The 19,235-nt window shown below is 62.2% G+C and carries 18 protein-coding genes; 8 read left to right on the top strand and 10 right to left on the bottom strand.

Annotated elements, in window-relative coordinates; all coding sequences use genetic code 11:
- Positions 1 to 11: 11 nt before the first annotated feature.
- From EV686_RS07965 to EV686_RS07940, 6 genes are all read right to left on the bottom strand, one after another.
- Positions 12 to 1,367: a type II and III secretion system protein family protein gene (locus tag EV686_RS07965; RefSeq protein ID WP_132475324.1), complete on the bottom strand. Its 1,356-nt coding sequence runs from the start codon at positions 1,365 to 1,367 to the stop codon at positions 12 to 14.
- A gap of 74 nt (positions 1,368 to 1,441) precedes the next feature.
- Positions 1,442 to 2,404, bottom strand: a complete 963-nt coding sequence (gene cpaB, locus EV686_RS07960; RefSeq protein WP_132475321.1) for a Flp pilus assembly protein CpaB — start codon at positions 2,402 to 2,404, stop codon at positions 1,442 to 1,444.
- Positions 2,405 to 2,416: 12 nt separating this feature from the next.
- Entirely contained in the window at positions 2,417 to 2,920 is a 504-nt protein-coding gene (locus EV686_RS18555) for a TadE/TadG family type IV pilus assembly protein (RefSeq protein ID WP_165972545.1), read from the bottom strand.
- On the bottom strand, positions 2,917 to 3,489 hold the full coding sequence (locus EV686_RS07950) for a TadE/TadG family type IV pilus assembly protein (protein WP_165972544.1): 573 nt from the start codon (positions 3,487 to 3,489) through the stop codon (positions 2,917 to 2,919). The genes EV686_RS18555 and EV686_RS07950 overlap by 4 nt, the downstream gene beginning before the upstream one ends.
- Before the next feature lie 16 nt (positions 3,490 to 3,505).
- Complete coding sequence (locus EV686_RS07945; protein ID WP_132475312.1) at positions 3,506 to 4,015, bottom strand: A24 family peptidase; 510 nt, start codon at positions 4,013 to 4,015, stop codon at positions 3,506 to 3,508.
- Between the two features lie 38 nt (positions 4,016 to 4,053).
- Positions 4,054 to 4,305: a Flp family type IVb pilin gene (locus EV686_RS07940; protein WP_377747944.1), complete on the bottom strand. Its 252-nt coding sequence runs from the start codon at positions 4,303 to 4,305 to the stop codon at positions 4,054 to 4,056.
- Between the two features lie 418 nt (positions 4,306 to 4,723).
- Here EV686_RS07940 and EV686_RS07935 point away from each other — a divergent pair, with 418 nt between their 5' ends.
- The 3 genes from EV686_RS07935 (at position 4,724) to EV686_RS07925 (ending at position 8,854) form a co-directional block, all read left to right on the top strand.
- Positions 4,724 to 6,415, top strand: coding sequence for a ShlB/FhaC/HecB family hemolysin secretion/activation protein (locus EV686_RS07935; RefSeq protein WP_132475309.1), 1,692 nt, complete (start codon positions 4,724 to 4,726; stop codon positions 6,413 to 6,415).
- Between the two features lie 307 nt (positions 6,416 to 6,722).
- Positions 6,723 to 8,267: a collagen-like triple helix repeat-containing protein gene (locus EV686_RS07930; protein WP_243650794.1), complete on the top strand. Its 1,545-nt coding sequence runs from the start codon at positions 6,723 to 6,725 to the stop codon at positions 8,265 to 8,267.
- A 29-nt stretch (positions 8,268 to 8,296) separates the two neighbouring features.
- Positions 8,297 to 8,854, top strand: a complete 558-nt coding sequence (locus EV686_RS07925; RefSeq protein WP_132475306.1) for a MarR family winged helix-turn-helix transcriptional regulator — start codon at positions 8,297 to 8,299, stop codon at positions 8,852 to 8,854.
- Between the two features lie 48 nt (positions 8,855 to 8,902).
- Here EV686_RS07925 and EV686_RS07920 read toward each other — a convergent pair whose 3' ends face one another.
- Positions 8,903 to 9,595 (bottom strand): prepilin peptidase, encoded by a 693-nt coding sequence (locus tag EV686_RS07920; protein WP_165972543.1) that lies wholly within the window; start codon positions 9,593 to 9,595, stop codon positions 8,903 to 8,905.
- 398 nt (positions 9,596 to 9,993) lie between these two features.
- Here EV686_RS07920 and EV686_RS07915 point away from each other — a divergent pair, with 398 nt between their 5' ends.
- The 4 genes from EV686_RS07915 (at position 9,994) to EV686_RS07900 (ending at position 14,171) form a co-directional block, all read left to right on the top strand.
- Positions 9,994 to 11,385: a circularly permuted type 2 ATP-grasp protein gene (locus tag EV686_RS07915; RefSeq protein WP_377748289.1), complete on the top strand. Its 1,392-nt coding sequence runs from the start codon at positions 9,994 to 9,996 to the stop codon at positions 11,383 to 11,385.
- A gap of 2 nt (positions 11,386 to 11,387) precedes the next feature.
- Entirely contained in the window at positions 11,388 to 12,344 is a 957-nt protein-coding gene (locus EV686_RS07910; protein WP_132475298.1) for an alpha-E domain-containing protein, read from the top strand.
- A gap of 21 nt (positions 12,345 to 12,365) precedes the next feature.
- Positions 12,366 to 13,184, top strand: a complete 819-nt coding sequence (locus tag EV686_RS07905) for a transglutaminase family protein (protein WP_132475295.1) — start codon at positions 12,366 to 12,368, stop codon at positions 13,182 to 13,184.
- 108 nt (positions 13,185 to 13,292) lie between these two features.
- Positions 13,293 to 14,171 (top strand): proteasome-type protease, encoded by an 879-nt coding sequence (locus EV686_RS07900; RefSeq protein ID WP_132475292.1) that lies wholly within the window; start codon positions 13,293 to 13,295, stop codon positions 14,169 to 14,171.
- A 13-nt stretch (positions 14,172 to 14,184) separates the two neighbouring features.
- Here the strand turns inward: EV686_RS07900 and trhA are convergent, their stop codons facing one another.
- From trhA to EV686_RS07885, 3 genes are all read right to left on the bottom strand, one after another.
- A complete protein-coding gene (trhA, locus tag EV686_RS07895; RefSeq protein ID WP_132475289.1) occupies positions 14,185 to 14,805 on the bottom strand; it encodes a PAQR family membrane homeostasis protein TrhA in 621 nt (206 codons plus the stop codon).
- A gap of 134 nt (positions 14,806 to 14,939) precedes the next feature.
- Positions 14,940 to 16,025: a YncE family protein gene (locus tag EV686_RS07890; protein ID WP_165972542.1), complete on the bottom strand. Its 1,086-nt coding sequence runs from the start codon at positions 16,023 to 16,025 to the stop codon at positions 14,940 to 14,942.
- A 223-nt stretch (positions 16,026 to 16,248) separates the two neighbouring features.
- Positions 16,249 to 18,411 (bottom strand): TonB-dependent receptor domain-containing protein, encoded by a 2,163-nt coding sequence (locus EV686_RS07885; RefSeq protein ID WP_243650793.1) that lies wholly within the window; start codon positions 18,409 to 18,411, stop codon positions 16,249 to 16,251.
- Positions 18,412 to 18,686: 275 nt separating this feature from the next.
- Here EV686_RS07885 and EV686_RS07880 point away from each other — a divergent pair, with 275 nt between their 5' ends.
- Positions 18,687 to 19,193 carry a nucleoside 2-deoxyribosyltransferase gene (locus EV686_RS07880; RefSeq protein WP_132475282.1) on the top strand — a complete coding sequence of 169 codons (507 nt, stop codon included), beginning with the start codon at positions 18,687 to 18,689 and terminating at the stop codon, positions 19,191 to 19,193.
- The last annotated feature ends 42 nt before the right edge of the window (positions 19,194 to 19,235 follow it).

The following is a 19,235-nucleotide window of genomic DNA, read 5'->3' as shown; positions in this document are numbered from 1 at the left end:
TCCCAAGATCTTCAACGAGAAAACCCCGGCATCTGATGGCCCATGTCAGGCCCCAACAGAAAATGCCCCCACGCATTGCCCGCCGTGTCGGCGACCTCCTGTCGCGCACCCGGAAGAGGAATGGCGGCGCCCTTCGCAAAAGGCCGGACCAGGCGCGGCGTCACCACGATTACCAGCTCCCGGTCTTCCTGGCTGTAGTTCACGCTGCGGAAAAATGCGCCGATGATGGGCAGGTCGCCCAGAAAAGGAAATTTGCTCACATTGGCTTCCGTCTGCCGCGACACCAGGCCGCTGATGACGAAGCTCTCGCCGTCGCCCAGTTCTATCGTCGTATCGGCGCGGCGTGTGCGTATGGCCGGCATCACCGCCGTCTGCGAGCCGCTGATGACGGGAATGGCGCTGTTGTAGTCCAGCTCGCTGGCCTCGGGCGCCACTTTCAGGGCGATGCGGTCGGCCCCGAGCACCGTCGGAGAAACCGTCAGTCCAATGCCGAACGGCTTGTACTCGATGGTCTGCGTGCCCTGCGCGCTTGCCACCGGCACCGGGATTTCCCCTCCGGCCAGGAAGCTTGCGCTCTGGCCGGACATGGCGACCAGCGTCGGTTCCGCCAGCACGCGCCCCATGCCGTTGCTTTCCAGCAGCGCCAGCGACGCCAGAAAATCCGCCGAGCGGTAGAACAGGGAAAAGCCATTGAGCAGCGCGTTTTCGGGCCTTAGACTGGCGCCGCCGGCCCAGGTCTGTGCGCCAGCGCCGGACCTGCCGATGCCACGGCCGGCCCGCCAGTCGATGCCGGCTTCCTTCATGACGCTGCGCGCCAGCTCGACGACCTTGACCTCGACCTGCACCATCGAAGACGTAGTCACCATGCCGAGATCCACGACGCCGTCCCGCCCGGCAATACCCGCGGCCACCTCGACCGCCTTCCTGTGTTCCAGCAAGGAAGCGGATTCGCCAGTCACCACGGCATGGCCCGCGCCCGCGTATACCCCGGCCTGCAGGGCATGGCCGCTTTCCTGCAATGCGCGCTCCATTTGCCCCTGCACGCGCACAGTCCAGGTATGGGGAGCGCCTCGCCCATCGAACCATACCTGCAATTGCGTCGATCCAGGCCGATTGCCGAACAGCATCAAGCCTGCCTGCCGGCCAGGCTCGGCATCCAGCACCTGCACATCGGCCACCTCGGGATCGCCAATGGCGACACGCGAGGGCATCGCCTGCAATGACAGGAAACGCTGTCCGCGCTCCTGCACGTCCACGAAGACCGCGCGCGACTGCGCCGCCGCGGAAGCCGCGCCTGCGTGCCGGACATGCAGTATGGCCGGAAACAATACGCATGCCGCACCCAGCACCGCCTTCCATCGATTCATCTTCTTCGCCAACGCCACGCTGCTTTCTCCCCGACCGTCTTCCAAGTCCCGGATGACCGGCATCCAATCATCGATCAATAGTGATGCAGGCCGCTTTGCCTGCCTCGTATGACTTGCACGCTGCGCGCCGCATCCCCCTTCTTGCCCGGCGCCGCCTGTCCCGCCTGCGATTCAGGAACGGCCGGCTCGGACGCCGCCAGGCTTGCAATGCTGTCGCCCGCATAAGCCAGGTTTTCCGCCTGCCGCAAACGCTCCCGTTCGTCGGGAGACAGCCCTGCGCGCGCCTGCAGCACAGGCTCGCGTTCGGCAAACAGCGCCGCATCCGGCTGCGCCTTGTCCTCCGGAGAGCGCAGCGCCAATTGCAGCTTTCCCTTGCCCATCGCCAGCAGCAGGCCGTTGACCTCCGCCAGCGGGACCGCAAGCATGGCGCTGCGCGCCGCAACCGATGTTCGCCCCTTCTGCGCTTCCGCGCCGACAGGCCCGTCCAAGGAATCCTGGCCGAACGCCAGCACCCGAGCCGACGGCAGCAGCAAGCGCGCCTGCGTATTCTGGTTTTCGTTATCGCGTCCCAATGTAAAGAACACGTCGACCCGGTCGCCCGGCGCAATGCCGCCGGCGCCGCCAAGCGATTCATCCACCGCGACCATGATGGCCCGCTCGCCTGCCTGCAAATGGCGCGACAAACCCTGGGCCAGCAGACGTTCCGTCAGCGGCTCTCCCTTGCGCAATGCTTCCCGCAGTTTTTCCCCCACCAGCGGATCCGCCTGCGCGAACCCCTGCGCCGGCGCCGCGGGCCAGCCATCCATCTGCAAGTCTTCCGCCCTCAATGGCACGCCGGGTTCAAGGTCTCGCGCAGCCACCACGACGGGGTACAGCGTTCTTTCCTTTGTTTCCACGACAGGTTCGGGCCTGACCTCCCGTTGGGCGACGACAGGCGCGGGCTCCGGCTCCTTCAGCGCCAGCCGGGCAGCGAACACGCCGAGAACGATTGCCAGCAGCACCAGCACGCCCGCCACGATTTTGCTCATGGAACTCATATTTCTCTCCGTCTATCCGCCCGATGCAATCTGTATGGTGGCGCTCGTCCGCAAGCGATAGCCTTGCGTCTCTCCCTGCCCCTCCCCGAGCAGCGCAAACGCACTGCCCAGCAGACGCAGCAACGGCCACCCGGACACATCGCCGCTCAGCTCCAGACGCATGCATGGCTGCGCATCGCCGTTCGCATCGTTCCAGCCGCAAGGCAGGCTCACCGGCCGGCACTGTATACCGACGCCCGACAGCAGGAGCGCGTCATCCGCCATATGTCTTACACGCTGGCAGGCGCTGGCGCCCGCCCTCACTGGATCCTGGTAGCTGGCCAGCAGCGCCACGCGCGCGCCTTCGCCCGCCATCGCGGAAAGACGCTGCTGCGCCCACGCAAGAAAACCGAAACCGGCAATGGCCAGCGCCATGACGAGCAGCATCGTGATCGTCAGGGCGAACTCCACGGCGGCGGCGCCTCGCTGCCGCGCATGCGGGCAAGACAGGGATGGAGTACAGGCCGGATGACTCATGCCCCTGCTCCCGATTCGGTGACCAGATTGTCGCGGTATGGCGTAACCACGCTGAATGCACTCAGCCATTCGGGTACGGCCAGGCTTACGAGAAAAGCGGGCCCCAGCAGCGGCACGAGGGGTACGTCGCGATACGGGTAGCGCACCAGGATGCCGATGCTGGAGACCGCCGCGCCGCTGGCCGGGAAAGCGCCCGCGCACAAGGCGGACGACGCCTCCGTGCCGCTGCTTTCGTCCGACGTATTCATGGCATGGCCGAAACAGACCGCCACTTCCAGAGGCTCGCCCCTGGCCGACGCCAGCCATGAAGTACGCACATCCACCACGTGCCGGATGTCCGCCATCTGCGCAGTACTGAGGCCGTTGTCCGGCTGCCAGCGCAAGGCAATGCGCGCGGCATCGTCGGCAGCGACATTCAGCAAGTGCTGCGCAGTGAAAATGAATGCGTAAGTCAGAATGGCATAGCAGACCGCGAAGAACACGACGAATGTCAGTGCAAATTCCACGGCGTAGGCGCCTGCCTGCCCAGGAGTTGCCAGATACCGCGCGGCGTGTCTGCTGTACTTCATATCGATACCACCTCTGCTACAGGCCGAGTAGCGCACCTTTCGGCCAGAACACCCACAGCAGCGTTGCCAGCGCGAGATGCGCCCCGAAAGGCACTCCGCGCCTCGATCCCTTTCCTTCCCGCCACCGGCCGAGCACGGCCCGGCCATTCGACAGCAGCAGGACGCACGCATGCAGCCCTGCCAGGACGCTGCCGATCACTACCAATTGCCACAAGCCATGCAGGCCGAACATGAAGCCCAGCACCGCAATCAGCTTTACGTCTCCCGCTCCCATGACACCCAGGCGCCAGAACGGATAAAAGAAAGCCAGACCTGCCACAAAACCGGTAAGAGCGGACAGCCAATGGATCTTCAAGCCGCTCTCCGGCTCGCCCATGCCGCCTGCGTACAAAAAGAAAACCGCGCACGCCAGCAGCATCGAGACGAGCAGCCCATTCGGGATCCGCCGGAAGCGGATGTCGAAATAGGCGACGGAAGCACAGGACACCAGAGTGAAGAACAGCCAAACCGCAAGGACACCACTCATAGGAATCTCTGACTGCTTCCTTATCGCTCAAGGCGGGCTTAGCCTTCACCTCCCGTCGGCATTTCCACACCATCCAGCGCCTGCCCTATCCTACCGAACAACTCGCCGATGTCGGTCCCCAATACCCCCAGGGCAGTAATAAGCGCCACGGCAATCAAACCCACGATCAGCGCATACTCCACCGCCGTCGCCCCTTCCTCGTCATTCCAGAACTGTTTGAGATGCTGGTACATGGCAGATTCCTCCTGCTTTTCATCATTGACGCTACACAAAGATGCTGATTCCGGCATGTGTCTTCCATGCCGCTATCAAGCATTCACCACCGATAATCCACAGAGTCACATTTAGTAAAAAATAACCGGTTTTATTTTCTTACTTGTTACACTGATTATGGAAAAGTATAGTCAAGAACATGAAAAAATCTACCTAAAAACAAAAATTATTCATACGTGTTTATACTTATAGCGACTTACCAGCAAGGCTTTGTAATTCAGATAGTTCAAAAAAATGCACTAATTTCAATCAAAAAGCAGACATCTGAATTCAATGTAGACAAGTCTGGCGTATTACCCCTATGATTTTCACTGAAAAGTAATTTATTTCATTTTTTAGAAATTTATGTAACTTCAAAGTTAGATGAAATATACAATAAAACAAATAACTACAACAACGCGCAGCGCCGCCGTCCCGCGCCGGGAGACCAGATACATGCCTCAGTTGCATCGCGTTGCCAGCCTCTCCTGTCTCGCCCTTGTCTGTCATGCGGCCCATGCAAACGGTCCCCTGCTGGGCAATCCGGTGGACCAGATCCCGCAACTCCAGCACGCACAGCCGCAACAGCCTCCCGCCAGGCTGCAGATGCCGGACCGGCAGCAGGCTGCGGTCATCGGCAAACTGCAACAGCGCATCACCCCCCGGCATTTCGACGTCCGGGGCAGCACCGCCATCCCGTTCGAGCAGATCACGGACATCCTGACTCCCCTGAGCGGACAGGAAATGACCGTGGGACAGCTCATCCAGCATGTGAACCGCATCACCGCGCTGTACCAGCAGGCGGGATACCCCCTGTCTTTCGCCCTGCTGCAGGAGCAGAAGTTCGACGAAGGCAGAGTCCACGTCACCGTGGTGGAAGGCCATATCAACGCCTTGCGCATCGAAGGAGATGCCGGCGGCGCGGAGCGGCGCCTGCATGCCCTGGCCGGTCCACTGCTGGAAGAAAAGCCGCTGACCCGCGCCACGCTCGAACGCGTCCTGAACCTGATGCGCAGCGTGCCCGGCGTACGCTTCACGCCCAGGCTTGACATGCCGACGCGCGCGGACGGCCGCACGGAACTGGTGCTGGACACCGTTCATCAGGCAATCCAGCTCAGCGCGGGAGCCGCCGACCTGGGCACAGGCACGCAAGGCCTTGTCACGATCACTTCCAGCAGCCTGACGCCGCTGGGCGAACAGGTGAAGCTGACAGCGGCCGTTCCCGCCCGTCGGGACGATGTCCGCTACATTTCGGGCACAGTCTCCATCCCTCTGGGCAACGATGGACTGGCACTGGAAGTGGACGGCTACGCCTATCGTTCCACACCCAGCGAGAAAGTCTTCACAAGCTTCGACCGCACCATCGACAACCGCCGGCTCGGCATCGGCCTGAGCTATCCCATCGTGCTGAACAATGCCCATATGCTCAAGGCATCCGTCGGCGCCTATGTCACGCATTCGGAAGACCAGTACCACAATCCCGACAACAATATCTGGCTGCGCGAAGAAGCCCGCCTTCGCGTAGCCCGTCTGGGACTGCAATATACGGGCCGCAGCGAAACGCAATCGCGACGGATATCCCTGGACGTCTACAAAGGCGTGGACGGCCTGGGAGCGCGCAAGAATACGCTCAGCGACCGCGGCGAACTTGCCGCCCCGCCCTATGACCTGGATTTCACCCGTTATGCGCTGTCCCTGGCGCAGGAAGTCTCGCTGCCGGCGCAATTCGGCGCCATCCTGACCGCGACGGGCCAGTACAGCAGCGACATCCTTCCCTCCTCGGAACAGATCTCGTTCGGAGCATGGCGGCATGCATTGGGATATCCGCAGGGCGACCAGGGTGGCGACAAAGGCTATGGCGCCTCCCTGGAACTGAACCGCCGCATCAGCCTGGGCTACAGCTATCTGTCCAGCCTGCAGCCTTACGTCATGATCGAACATGCAAAAGCCTGGTACAACCGCCCGGAACTGAAGGAGTTCGGAGGCCGCAACCTGTCTTCCGTCGCATTGGGCCTGAAGATCAGCGACGACAAGCGTTACGTACTGGACCTGAACGTGGCCCGCCCCGTGGGCGACCGTCCGCAAAACAGCGACCGGCGCAAGCTGCGCTTCAACGCCAACTACGCCCTGTTCTACGACGGATTCTGAGCCGGCGCGCGTGCCCGTTCCAGCCGGAACGTTACGTAACACTGCAGGGAACGTTACGTAACGTTCCCAGAAAAGCAAAGCTTTTATCACTGTCGAACGGATAGGAATATTGCATATCTACGGCATTCAAAAAAATAAAATTATTCATAAAATAAATATAAGCAATTGATTTAAAACAACAAAAAATACCAACATCAATAAACCCAAGAACCATCCTCACACTGCATGAAAAGGCTGGCACGCATATTGCTTCATGAAAGTCATACCGGACACGAATCCTTCCGGATCTTTCATCAAGGAGACTGATATGCAACGCTCGCAAACCTCTTCGTCTTTCCTGCGTCTGAGCCTGGCGACCAGCCTGGTGCTGGGCGCCTTCGCCCTCGCCGGCTGCTCCAGCAATAGCGCCAGCGGCCCCCGCAACGGCGCCAACGTGCCTCCCGCCGTCAATCCGGGAGGCGGTACCGATCCTGGCGGCAGCAACGGCGGCGGGAATGGCGGTGGCGGCAACAATGGAGGCGACAACGGGGGAGGCAATGGAGGAAACAATGGCGGCACGCAGGCCGGCGTTCTGGAAACCACGCTGGGCAACCTGGGCCAGGCCACCGATAACGTCCTGCCCATCGGCCTGGAGAACTCCCTGGGCGGCGTCGGCCAGGTTGCCGACCAGGTCGTCGATCCCCTGACCGGCCAGGTCGTAACCCTGACGCAGGAGATCGGAACCGCCACAGGTATCGGCGCTCCCGCAGATACCTTGCTGAATCAGGTTGGCGGAGTCGTATCGAACGTCGGCGCGCACCTGGACAGCTCCGGCCTGCCCCTCGGCCTTGGACAGGGCCTGGCCGGCCTGACCGGCGGCCTGGGCGATACGATCGCCAGCGCGGGCGGCCTGCTGTCCCCGACCGGCGACGACTCCAATCCCCTGGTCAATGTCCTCGACAATGCCACCGGCGCCGTCGGCGCATTGACCGGCTCGCTGGGCGGCGAAGGCGGCGCACTGGCTCCCATTACAGGAACCCTCATCGACGGCAGCCTGCTCGGCCTCCCCGGGCAACCCGTCATGGAGCCCGCCCTGGCCCACATCGGGCTTGCCGTCGACGGCATCGCCCCGCTCGGACTGTCGAATGCCATGGGCAACATCGGCCAGACGCTGGATACCGCAGTATCCCCCATCGCGCAGACAGCCACTTCCCTCACGCAATCCATCGGAGACAGCGCCGGCATCGGCCAGCCCGTCGACTCCCTGCTCAATACCATCGGCAGCTCGCTGGCCAGCGCCGGCAGCGGTATCGACGGGGCAGCGCCCGTCGGCCTCGGCGGACTCCTGGCCGGCGTAGGCTCCGCGGTTTCCAGCGCGGGCGGCATCCTCCATGCGGGCCCCGGCAACGGCAACCCGATCGGAGATACGCTCAGCCATGCCACTGGCGGCATTGCCGCGCTGACCGATGATCTTGGCGCCAATCTGCTCGGTCCGGCAACGGGCGGCAATCTGCTCGGCGCAGTGACAGGCGGCATCCTCGGACCGGTCTCCGGAGGCAATGGCGCCGGCGGACTGCTGGCACCGGTGACGGATCTGCTGGGGGGCGGAGCCGGAGGCGTCCTCGCCCCTGTCACGGGCGCGCTGGGCAACGCTGGAGGCGTGCTGACGCCTGCCACGGATACGGCTGGCAATGCAGGCAACATTCTCGCTCCCGTTACGGACGCCCTGGGCGGCGCGGGCGGAGTGCTTGCTCCCGTCACCAACATCCTGGGAGGCGCGGGCGGCATCCTGTCCTCCGCAACTGGAGGCGACAAAGCCCCGGCCGGCGGCAAGAGCGGCGGCCTTCTGGGCGGCCTGCTCGGCGGCCGTTGATTCCGTCCCTTACCTGAAAGAGGCATCACATGCTGGTTAATGACGAAATTTCTCATCACGACCAGACATCCTCCACCCAATCTCCCTTCGTGCGCCGCGTGGCGCAAAGGGAGGAGGTGGTGCGGGAATTGTCGCAACAGCTCGGGCGCAACTACGCCGCCTACGCCCAGGTCAGCCAGGCGATCCTTGCCCAGCAGCAGACCATGCCGCTGACCGACTTCAAGGCGCTGGAATTCCTGCTGTCGTTCGGGTCTCTGCCGACCGGTCAGCTGGCTCAATTGACCGGGCTGAGTCACGGCGGCATCGCCACCCTGATCTCACGCCTGGAAAACGCCGGCCTGGTCACGCGCGACCGGCATCCGGAAGACAGGCGCATCGTGGCCATATGCGCAGACCACGAGCAATGCGCCGGCCTGTCGTTCCCCATGGATCAGATGGAGGAAGCCATTGCAGGGATCGCGGAGCGCTACTCCTCGCGCGAGCTGTCCATTGTCTCCAGCTTTCTCGAGGACTGCGCGAAGCTGCTGCATACATTCAATATGCAGCAGCTGGAAACGGCAAGCCAGGCGACGGCCGCTTCCAGCTGAGCGCGGCGTCAGGGACCGCGCCGGGCCAGGGATGGCCGGCGCGGCTCGCTACGCCAGCCGGACCACCAGCCAGGCCATGACGGCCAGCGCCAGGCACGGGCCGAATGGATAGGACCGGGACAGGCCGCCCCGACCCGCCGCCAGCGCATACGCGACTCCCAGCAGACTGGATGTCAGCAGAATCACGAACAGGCCCTGGAAGCCGCTCCATGCGGCGATGGCGGCAATGCACTTGACATCTCCGCCACCCAGGCCGTCGCGCCCTCGCAGACTCCGAAACACCCAGGCCAGCCCAAGCAGCAGGCCATAGGCCAGCACGGCCGAGAAGACGGATTCCGGCAGATCCACCAGCCCCGCTTCCGCGCCCGCCACCGCCAGCCCCGCCAACAGGAGAGGCAAGGTCAGCGCATCGGGCAACAGACCGCAACAGGCGTCGATACAGGCCAGCGACAGCAATATGAACAGAAAAAGCATCAATGCCGCCGATTGCGTGATAGTCAAGGGCTGCAGGCAAAGCCAGCCATATGCCGCAGCCAGCCCGCCCGCCGCCGGCAGACCACGGATCCCGGCCACGCCCGCCACATCACCCATCCGCAGCGCGCCGCCCCCGGCGGCCTTCAGCATCAGGCGCGCATCCGGATCAGCGCCAGCCCGCAGGCCTGCGCCATAGCGCAGCGCCGTCCGCCAGGCATATCCCCCTGCAAACGCGCCAAGCAATGCGGCGCAAGCCGCAACCGCCATTTGTTCCGCCGACCCAGGCTGAAGCATTGCATCACTGCCTTTCAAATCATCGAAGCGTACGCGCGAGCATGGACGCCGCCGCGCAATATCGCCAAGCGTAGCATCACTTGGCGCCGCGCACCGGCATGGAGCCATCGAAAATGTCCTGCTCCACGATTTATTGGGACATACCCCAGCCCGACGATTCCCCGCCTCTCTATCGTGCATAATCACTAGGACCGCCGGATGTACGGGGCCCGAACGACGCCGCGCAATCCTGGCATGGCATCATGTCCGCGTCGGCATGCGGCTTGCTTCGGATCCGGCAGCATCCTATGCAAAACGGCGAAACACGCTGTTCCCCAGGAGCCCGCAGCATGAAGTCCTCTCTATCGCAACCGCCTGTCGCCTACAACGAAATGCTGGACGCTTCCGGCAATATCCGCCCGCACTACCAGGCATTTGCGCAATGGCTATCGGAGCAGCCCGCCGAATCCATGATCGAACGGCAGGTCGAGGCAGACCTGAATTTCCGCCGCGTGGGCATTACCTTTTCCGTGGCCGGCGACGCCGACGGCAACGAACGCCTGATCCCCTTCGACCTGATTCCGCGCATCATCCCGGCGGACGACTGGCGCATCCTGGACAAAGGACTGAAGCAGCGGGTGCGCGCCCTGAACATGTTCATCCACGACATCTACCACGACCACAATATCGTCCGCGCCGGCATCATCCCGGCGGAGCAGGTGTTCCTGAATCCACAATACCGCCCCGAGATGCAGGACGTCGACGTCGCGGAAAACATCTACAGCCATATCTCGGGCATCGACATCGTACGGGCCGGAGAAGGCGAATTCTATGTGCTGGAAGACAATCTGCGCGTGCCTTCCGGCGTCTCGTACATGCTGGAGAACCGCAAGATGTCGATGCGGCTGATGCCCGAAATCTTCAGCCGCGCCCGCATCGAACCGGTTGCGCACTATCCCGACCTGCTGCTCGACAGCCTGCGCGAAACCGCGCCGCAAGGCGCCGACAATCCCACGGTCGTCGTCATGACGCCGGGCATGTACAACTCCGCCTACTTCGAGCATGCATTCCTGGCGCAGCAGATGGGGGTCGAACTCGTCGAAGGCCAGGATCTGTTTGTCGACCAGAATACGGTCTACATGCGCACCACGCGCGGCCCCAAGCGGGTGGACGTCATCTATCGCCGCATTGACGACGACTTCCTCGACCCCCTGGCCTTCCGCGCTGATTCCGCATTGGGCGTGCCGGGCCTGCTATCGGTCTACCGGGCAGGCCGCGTCACGCTGGCCAACGCCATCGGCACCGGGCTCGCCGACGACAAGTCCACCTATCTTTTCGTGCCCGACATGATCCGCTTCTATCTCGACGAAGAGCCCATCCTGTCGAACGTCCCCACCTGGCAATGCCGCAAGCCAGACGAGCTTTCGCACGTGCTGGCCAACATGGAAAAGCTGGTCGTCAAGGAGGTCCACGGCGCCGGCGGCTACGGCATGCTGGTCGGCCCGACGGCCAGCCGGCAGGAAATCGACCTGTTCCGCGAATTGGTGCGGGCGCGTCCCGACAACTACATCGCACAGCCGACGCTGGCGCTTTCCACCGTTCCCACCTATGTGGAAAGCGGCGTTGCGCCGCGCCACGTGGACCTGCGCCCCTACGTCATCTCCGGCAAGGAAATCCAGACGGTTCCCGGCGGCCTGTGCCGGGTCGCGCTGAAGGAAGGATCCCTGGTCGTGAACAGCAGCCAGGGCGGCGGCACCAAAGACACCTGGATTCTGGAGGACTAGTTATGCTAAGCCGTACCGCCGACAATCTTTTCTGGATGTGCCGCTACATCGAACGCGCAGAGAACACGGCGCGCATGCTCAACGTCAACTTGAACATGTCGCTGATGCCCGGGCAGACGCACGAGGAATCCTGGCGCGCCGTGCTGCGCATCTCCGAGCTGCAGGATGCCTACGATGCCATGTACGACGAAGTCACGCCGAAGAACGTCTTGCAGTTCATGGTGCGCGACGAGGCCAATCCATCGTCCATCTACTCGTGCATCCGGGCCAGCCGCGAAAACGCCCGCGCCGTACGCGGCAGCCTGACCACCGAGGTATGGGAAACCTACAACATCACCTGGCTGGAAATGCTGCGCCTGCTGCGCGCGCCCCAATACGAACGCAATCCGGAAAGATTCTTCGAATGGGTTAAATTCCGCTCCCATCTGGTGCGCGGGGTCATCTCCGGCACCATGCTCGAAGACGAGGCCCTGCGCTTCATGCGCCTGGGCAGCTATCTCGAACGCGCCGACAACACGGCGCGCCTGCTCGACGTCAAGTTCCACGAACAGGAGCCCGCTCCCGCAGAAAAATCGGGCGATCACAACGCCAGCCGCGACTTCTATCGCTGGTCGGCGCTGCTGGCCGCTGTTTCGGGGCTGGAGGTATACCGCAAGGTCTACCGCGACGTCATCATCCCGGAGCGCGTCGCCGAACTGCTGATCCTGCGCGCCGACATGCCCCGTTCGCTGCTGGCCTGCATGCGCGCCCTGTCGCGCGACCTGGTCAAAGTGTCCAACCAGCGCTCCGCCGAAACCGAGCGGTTGGCCGGCCGCCTGCGCGCCGAGCTGGAGTACGGCCGCATCGAAGATATCCTGCGCGGCAGCGGCCTGCACCGCTACCTGGACAACTTCCTGGGACGGATCAACGACCTGGGCAACCGCATCAGCCGCGACTTCCTTGTTCCGCTGACGGTCTGAACCCGCAGAAAGGCAATCGACATGAAGCACCTGATCCAGCATACGACGCACTACCGCTACACCACGCCCGTCAGTTACAGCATCCAGACCTTGCGCCTGACGCCGCGCACCGACCTGCACCAGCGCACCCTGCGCTGGCATATCGATGCTCCGGGGGAACTGCAACGGCAAACGGACGCCTACGGCAACATCACCCATATACTCACGCTGAACAAGCCGCACGACGAAATCGAGCTGCGCGTCACCGGCCTGGTGGAAATCGGCCCGCTGCGCAATGGCCTGGTCCTGGAGGACGACAGCCGCCTGCCTTTGGCCGCCTACCGCGTCAGCACGCGCCTGACGGAGGCCGACGATACCATCCGCGCGTTCTGCCGCCAGGTGCTGCCGCACGGCCTGCATACCCCGGAAGACGCGCTGGAGCTGTCGCTGGCGATCAGCCGCCGCGTGGCCTACGAACCCGGCATCACGGATGTCACCACGCCTGCCATTCACGTCCTGGGGCTGGGCCACGGCGTTTGCCAGGATCACGCCCACCTGTTCCTGTCGTGCGTGCGCAGCATGGACATTCCCTGCCGATACGTCAGCGGCTATCTGCATACGACGGCCGATCACGCCGCCACCCACGCCTGGGTTGATGTCTGGCTGGAAGGGCACGGATGGACCAGCATCGACGTCACCAACCAGCAGTTCGCCTCGGATCACCTATGCCGACTGGCTGTCGCGCGCGACTACGACACCGCCTCGCCCGTGCGCGGCGTGCGCACGGGCGGAGGTGAGGAAAGCCTGTCGGTCAGCGTGGTCGTCCAGGCTTCCGCGGCGCCAGTGCAGGCCGGTCAATGACGCCCGCATGAATTCGGCCGCCACTATTGCTACAATTGCCGCCGGCGTGCCTGCTCCCAAAGGGGAAGCGGGCGTGCAGCCCTGCATATATCGCATTGCACACCCATCATGACATACTGCGTAGCCGCCCGCCTGAATACAGGCATGGTTTTCCTGGCCGATACCCGCACCAATGCGGGCGTCGACCATATCAGCACCTTTCGCAAGCTGCGCGTCTTCGAACGCCCGGGCGAACGCGTCATTGTCCTGATGACATCGGGCAACCTGGCCATCAGCCAGTCCATCATCAACCTGCTGTCGCAGCAGGACGGCAACAGCGCCACCTCTCTCTGGCATGCCGCCAGCATGCATGACGCGGCGGAGCGCGTCGGAGAAGCCGTGCGCAGCGTGCACGAGCGCGACGCGCAGGCGCTGCAGCGCCAGGGCATCGATTTCAACATCAACCTGATCCTGGGCGGACAGATCGGCAACGCCCCCTGTCAGTTGTTCCAGATCTACTCCGCCGGCAACTTCATCGAGGCCAGCTCGGAAAACCCCTACCTGCAGATCGGCGAAGCCAAGTACGGCAAGCCAATCCTGGACCGCGTGCTGCGCGCCGACACCTCGCTGGACGAGGCTGCCAAATGCGCGCTGGTTTCCATGGACTCCACACTGCGCTCCAACGTCTCCGTCGGCATGCCGCTGGACCTGCTGGTCTACGAAACCGGGTCGCTGCGCGTCACCCACTTCGCCAGCATCGACGAAAACAACCAGTATTTCGCCACGATCCGCCGCACATGGGGAGAAAGGCTGAAACAGGTATTCGCGGAAATCACCGACCCCGTATGGACCAGCCCGGACGCTCCGGACACCCTGGTGCCCGCGGACCGCGTGCACCAGCCCATCCGCATGCCGTCCGACACCACCGGCGCGAACTCGGCCCCCACGGAGCCCTTCCCCGCACCGCAGACACTGGCGCAGGACCACGGCAAGCCGCAACGCAGCTGACGCGCTCTTCCCGTCACATCACGACATAGCGCGCAATCGCCAGAAAGTGCGCCGCGCTGCCCGCCAGCACGAACAGATGCCAGATGCCGTGCCAGTGGCGGAAGCGCTCGTCGAACACGAAGAACACGATCCCTGCGGTATAGACCGCCCCGCCCGCCGCCAGCCAGGCGAATCCCGCCGCGCCCAGCCGGGCTACCAGCGGGCTGAGCGCCAGCAGCACCACCCAGCCCATGGTGGCGTAGATCGCAAGCGAGAGCACGCGCGCGGGGGATCGGGGCCGTATGTCCTGCAGGATGCCGATCAGCGCCAGCCCCCACACCACACCGAACAGGCTCCATCCCCAGGGGCCGCGCAGCGTGACCAGGCAGAACGGCGTATAGCTGCCGGCGATCAACAGGTAGATGGAGAAGTGATCCAGCTTGCGGAACACGTTCTTGGCGCGTCCCCGTACGCTGTGATAGAGCATGGAGATGAGGTAGAGCAGGATCAGCGTGGCGCCATAGACCGCCGCGCTGGTGATGCGCCAGGGATCGCCAGTCAGCCCGGCAACCACCAGCAGCCAGGACACCCCGGCCACCGCCAGCACCGCGCCAACCAGGTGCGTCCAGGCATTGAAACGCTCGCCATAATACATATCCGCTTCTCCGGCATGCGGCTGCCAGCAGCCGCAAATAAGCTCCGTAACGTTGGCAGCTTACTCCAGGATGGCTCGCGGACAACCAATGCCTATGCCTGCAATGCAGGAAAAGCCGGATTGCATGATCTATATCAGAATCGGATGCGCGCCACGCTTTCCTTGCGGTCTTCGCGGTAGCCGGCCACCGAAGCATCTCTCGGCTGCTTGATGCTGATCAGGATTTTGGATGCATCGGCTCCGTAGGCGATGCTGTTCGGATATGACGACACGGGTACTGTCTGGCGCACGGTCAGGCTTGCGCCATCAATGATCGACAGAGTGCCCTCGCCCCGATTGGTGACAAAGAACGCGCTGCCGTCGGCATTGCGGCGAATCGCCAGCGCACCTTTGCCCGTAGGAATGATTTTGCGGATATTGCCGCTATCCGGATCCAGCACCAGTACCTCTCCGTGCTTGCTTTCCGTGGCAAGCAGGCGCTGCTGCGCAGGATCGACTTCGATGTTCACCAGGAACCGGTCTTGCTTGTCTGTGACGGCATGGCGGCGGACTAGGCGATTGGAGCCGGTGTCGATGACGCTGAAGAACCCCTTGCCGCTGGTATAGAGACGCTGGCGCTCCGGGTCGAATGCCAGCCCCGGACCGCCAACGCCATCGATCCGCGCGCGAATCGTGGCCGTTGCCCCATCGATCACCCAGACCGGGCCATCCTCCGCGGGGCTGCCGACGTAGAGCGTATCCGTGCCTTCATCCACCAACAGTTGGCGCCCGCGGAACGGCTTGCCTTCCTTGTTTTCGCCCTGCAATGCAATCAATCCCGTGCGCTGCAATGTCGCCAGGTCGTATACGCTGACGCTGCGGCTCATGGTATGGCCGACGTAAAGCTTGCCGGTAGTGCGATTGACGACCAGCGCAAACGGTTTTTCCGGAGATTCGATACGCTGCTCGACCGCCAGCGTGCCTGCATCCAGGACCAGGACATGCCCCGGCTTGCCATCGCGCCGATCCGCGCCCGCCGAGGTCACGTAAACCTTGCCGCCGACCTGGGCCAGCTCGAACAGGCCGGGCTCGACGACGACATTCGTCACATCCGCGCCATGTGCCTGCGCCGCGGATTGTTGCACCAGTGAAGGCGCTGGCGCCGCCACGAACAGCGCCGCAGCCGCGCCGATGGCGAATGCCCCGTAGTTGCGACGCAAACCATATTTCCCAGCCGACATACCTCTCTCCCGATAACAGCGATACAGAACAGGAATGTGTCCCATTCACAAAGAGAGCGATGATGCATCAGTTGGCTGACGAAGGACTGACATATGAGAAGAAAAAATGCGGCATGTCCGGGAACGGGACATGCCGCATTTATCTATGAGGATAGTGATCAATGCATCAACATTCACCCTATCTTCGATCTCCACGCGCTCTCAAGCGCGATGGACGTCGATGTCAGAACTGGATATTCGTGGAGAGCCACACACGGCGGCCTTGCTCGACCATCCTGTACTGATTGTTGTAGGCGGGACGCGCAGCGGTTCCTTCATTGACGTACTCGACCGTATTCTTGTCGAATACGTTGTACATGGCGAAATTCAGCGCCACCGCCTTATTGACGCGATAAGTACCGCCGATGTGCGCCAGGGTCAGAGGCTTGTAATAACGCTCGGTGCCATCTGCTTGCGTGTCGCGATAGCGCTTGCCGCGATACTCGCCGCGCGCCCACAGGCTGAGATCGTCCGTTGCATGCCATGTCAATTTGGTATTGACCATGTGCTTGGGCGTAGAAGTCAGCGGCTTGCCGTCATCGCTGGAGCCGGGATGCTTGATCTTGCTATACGTGTAGGTATAGTTGCCCGACCACTCCCAGTCGCTATTGATGAGGTAGCGCGCATTCAGTTCCAGGCCGCGAGTCACAGCCTTGGACAGATTCGTCCTGCGGCTGAACGTATCGCGTTCATTGCCGTTCTCGTCCAGCCACTCGCCGATATCGACGCAATCCTCGCCCGGCGTACGGCCGCTGTACCGGCAATTCCATACGCTTTCTGATTCCAGTTTGTCCTTGAAGTCAGTATTGAAAATCGTGGCGCTGGCGTTGAAGTTTCTCAAATTGTCATAGTGCACGCCGATTTCGGAGGAGAGACTGGTTTCCGGCTTCATGTCCGGGTTGCCACCGATGATCGGTATGGTTCCCTGACCGCCCACATTCTGGATGCCAGGCACCATTTCATTGACCTTGGGCGCTTTGTAGCCTTTGCTGACGCCACCCTTGATGGTCCAGTTGGGCGTTGTATTCCACACGATATAAGCGCGCGGGCTGAAATGGCCGCCATAGCGATTATGGCGGTCATAGCGTGCGCCCAGGGTCAGCATCAGATCGTCCTGGATCGACCACTCGTCTTCGGCGAACAGCGACCATTGCCTGTGCGTCATCGGCGAGCCGACCAGGGTGTCGGTCATTTTGGCGGACCACCATTGCCCGCCCAGCGTGAACAGATGGCTGTCCGTGCCCAGCGGCGTGACCAGCTTCGTGTCAAAGACCAGGTTGCGCATCTTCAGTTCGCGCGGATCGTTCGGACCCGTTCCTGGCGGCCTGTGCTCGACAGGCAGAACCTCGGGAATCAAGCGCCCGACGGTTTCCGTCGTGTTGTGCATGAAGCTGCTGTCCCACGTCCCGAAATCGAATCGTCCAGTATGCGCGATCGTGTAGGAGTCGCGATTGAAACGCAACGCATCCTTGGAATAACCGCCATTCCAGCGCCCCATCGGACCGCAGCGGCCGATCGGGGTCGTATTCGGCGCGCACCATGAGTTGTCGTATTTCTGGCGCCCCCAGGTACCTTCCAGGATGATGTCGTGGTTTTTGTTCGGCGTCAGGGCAAAACGCACGCCGGCATCATAGCGGCGATTGGGAACCTTGTTGCCGCTGAATGTGGGCGTGACTTCCTCACCCAGATCATTCGTGTACGTGACATCGTTTTCCTGGTTGTTGATGTACGCGCCGCGAATGGACATGCCGAGCAGGCCTTCCTTGAGCGGGCCGTCGATATAGAAATCACCGGACGTATTATTGCCGTATTGCGAATCCAGATTGATCGTCGTACCCAGATTCACAGCACCGCGCCATTCGTTACCCACTTTTCGGGTAATGATGTTGACCACCCCGCCCATGGCGTCGGCGCCATACAGGGTCGACATCGGGCCGCGAATGACTTCGATACGCTCGATCGCACTGATCGGCGGAAGGAAGTTGTTTTCTGTACGCTCGAAGCTGTTGGGCTGGATATTGCCCACGCTGTTCTGCCTGCGGCCGTCGACCAGGATCAGGGTATAGTCCGCCCCCATGCCGCGCATCTGGATATTCAGGCTGCCGCTCTTGTCCGTGCCATCGGTGACATCGATACCTTCGACATCGCGCAAAGCCTCGGCGATCGACGAAACGGGACGCTCCTGCAATTCCTCACGGGTAATGACCGAAATCGAAGCCGGCGCTTCTTTGATGTCCTGGGCGAAACCTGCAGCCGTCACGACTACGGTATCAAGAGAAGTCACACGTCCCGCGGCTTCCTGGGCGGAAGCGCTTCCCATCGCCCCTACCGCGAAGGCGCTGCTCACAAAGACGGTCAATCTATTGATTCTGAAAGTAGAATTGTTCTTTATCCTAGCCATTGGCCTTTACCCTAGATAGATGGATGACAAAACTCGTAGCTTGTAAACGACCGCTGCAAACATAACTGTTTCCCCCCGTTACAAGATAGCAATAACGATATCTATTCTCATTTTCTATTGCAATCGAAATCATATGACTGATGATGAAAATGCGATCCAGTCGCATTAATCGTTGCAAACTGACAACTAACTGACACCCGACTGACGTTTAACTGACACACATCATGCGCATCTACCTCGCCGGTTTCGACGTATTCCGTCCGGACGCCACCGCCCATGGCGATCATCTGAAGCAGCTTTGCGCCAGCTTCGGCCACGAAGGGCTGTTTCCTCTGGATAATGCCGCCCCATCCCATCTGTCGGGGGCGGCGCTGGCGCAGTGGATCTGCCGCGCCAACCTGCAGTTGATCGACAATTGCGACCTGGTCATGGCCAACGCCAACCATTTTCGCGGCCACGAGCCGGACTCGGGCACCGTATTCGAAATGGGTTACGCGCATGCGAAAGGAAAGCCAGTCTGGGCCTACACGGACCAGGACCGCGACCTGCTCGCCCAGACGGGAGCGCGCTGGCACGCGCAGGAAAGCCGCCATGTCGACAGCCAGGGCTATACCGTGGAAGACTTCGGGCTGCCGCTGAATCTGATGCTGGCCTGCACGGCGCGCATCGTCACGGGAGACGCCTGCGCCTGCCTGAAGGCCATTGCCGACGGCGCGGCTGCCGATTGACGCTGCTCCAGGCGCTCTTGAAAAACAATGAGCCGGCATTCA

Origin of the sequence: Paracandidimonas soli (genome assembly GCF_004342005.1) — a bacterium.
Classification (GTDB): Bacteria; Pseudomonadota; Gammaproteobacteria; order Burkholderiales; family Burkholderiaceae_B; genus Paracandidimonas; species Paracandidimonas soli.
Note: the sequence above shows the minus strand (reverse complement) of the source record. Positions and strands in the feature narration are given on the sequence as shown.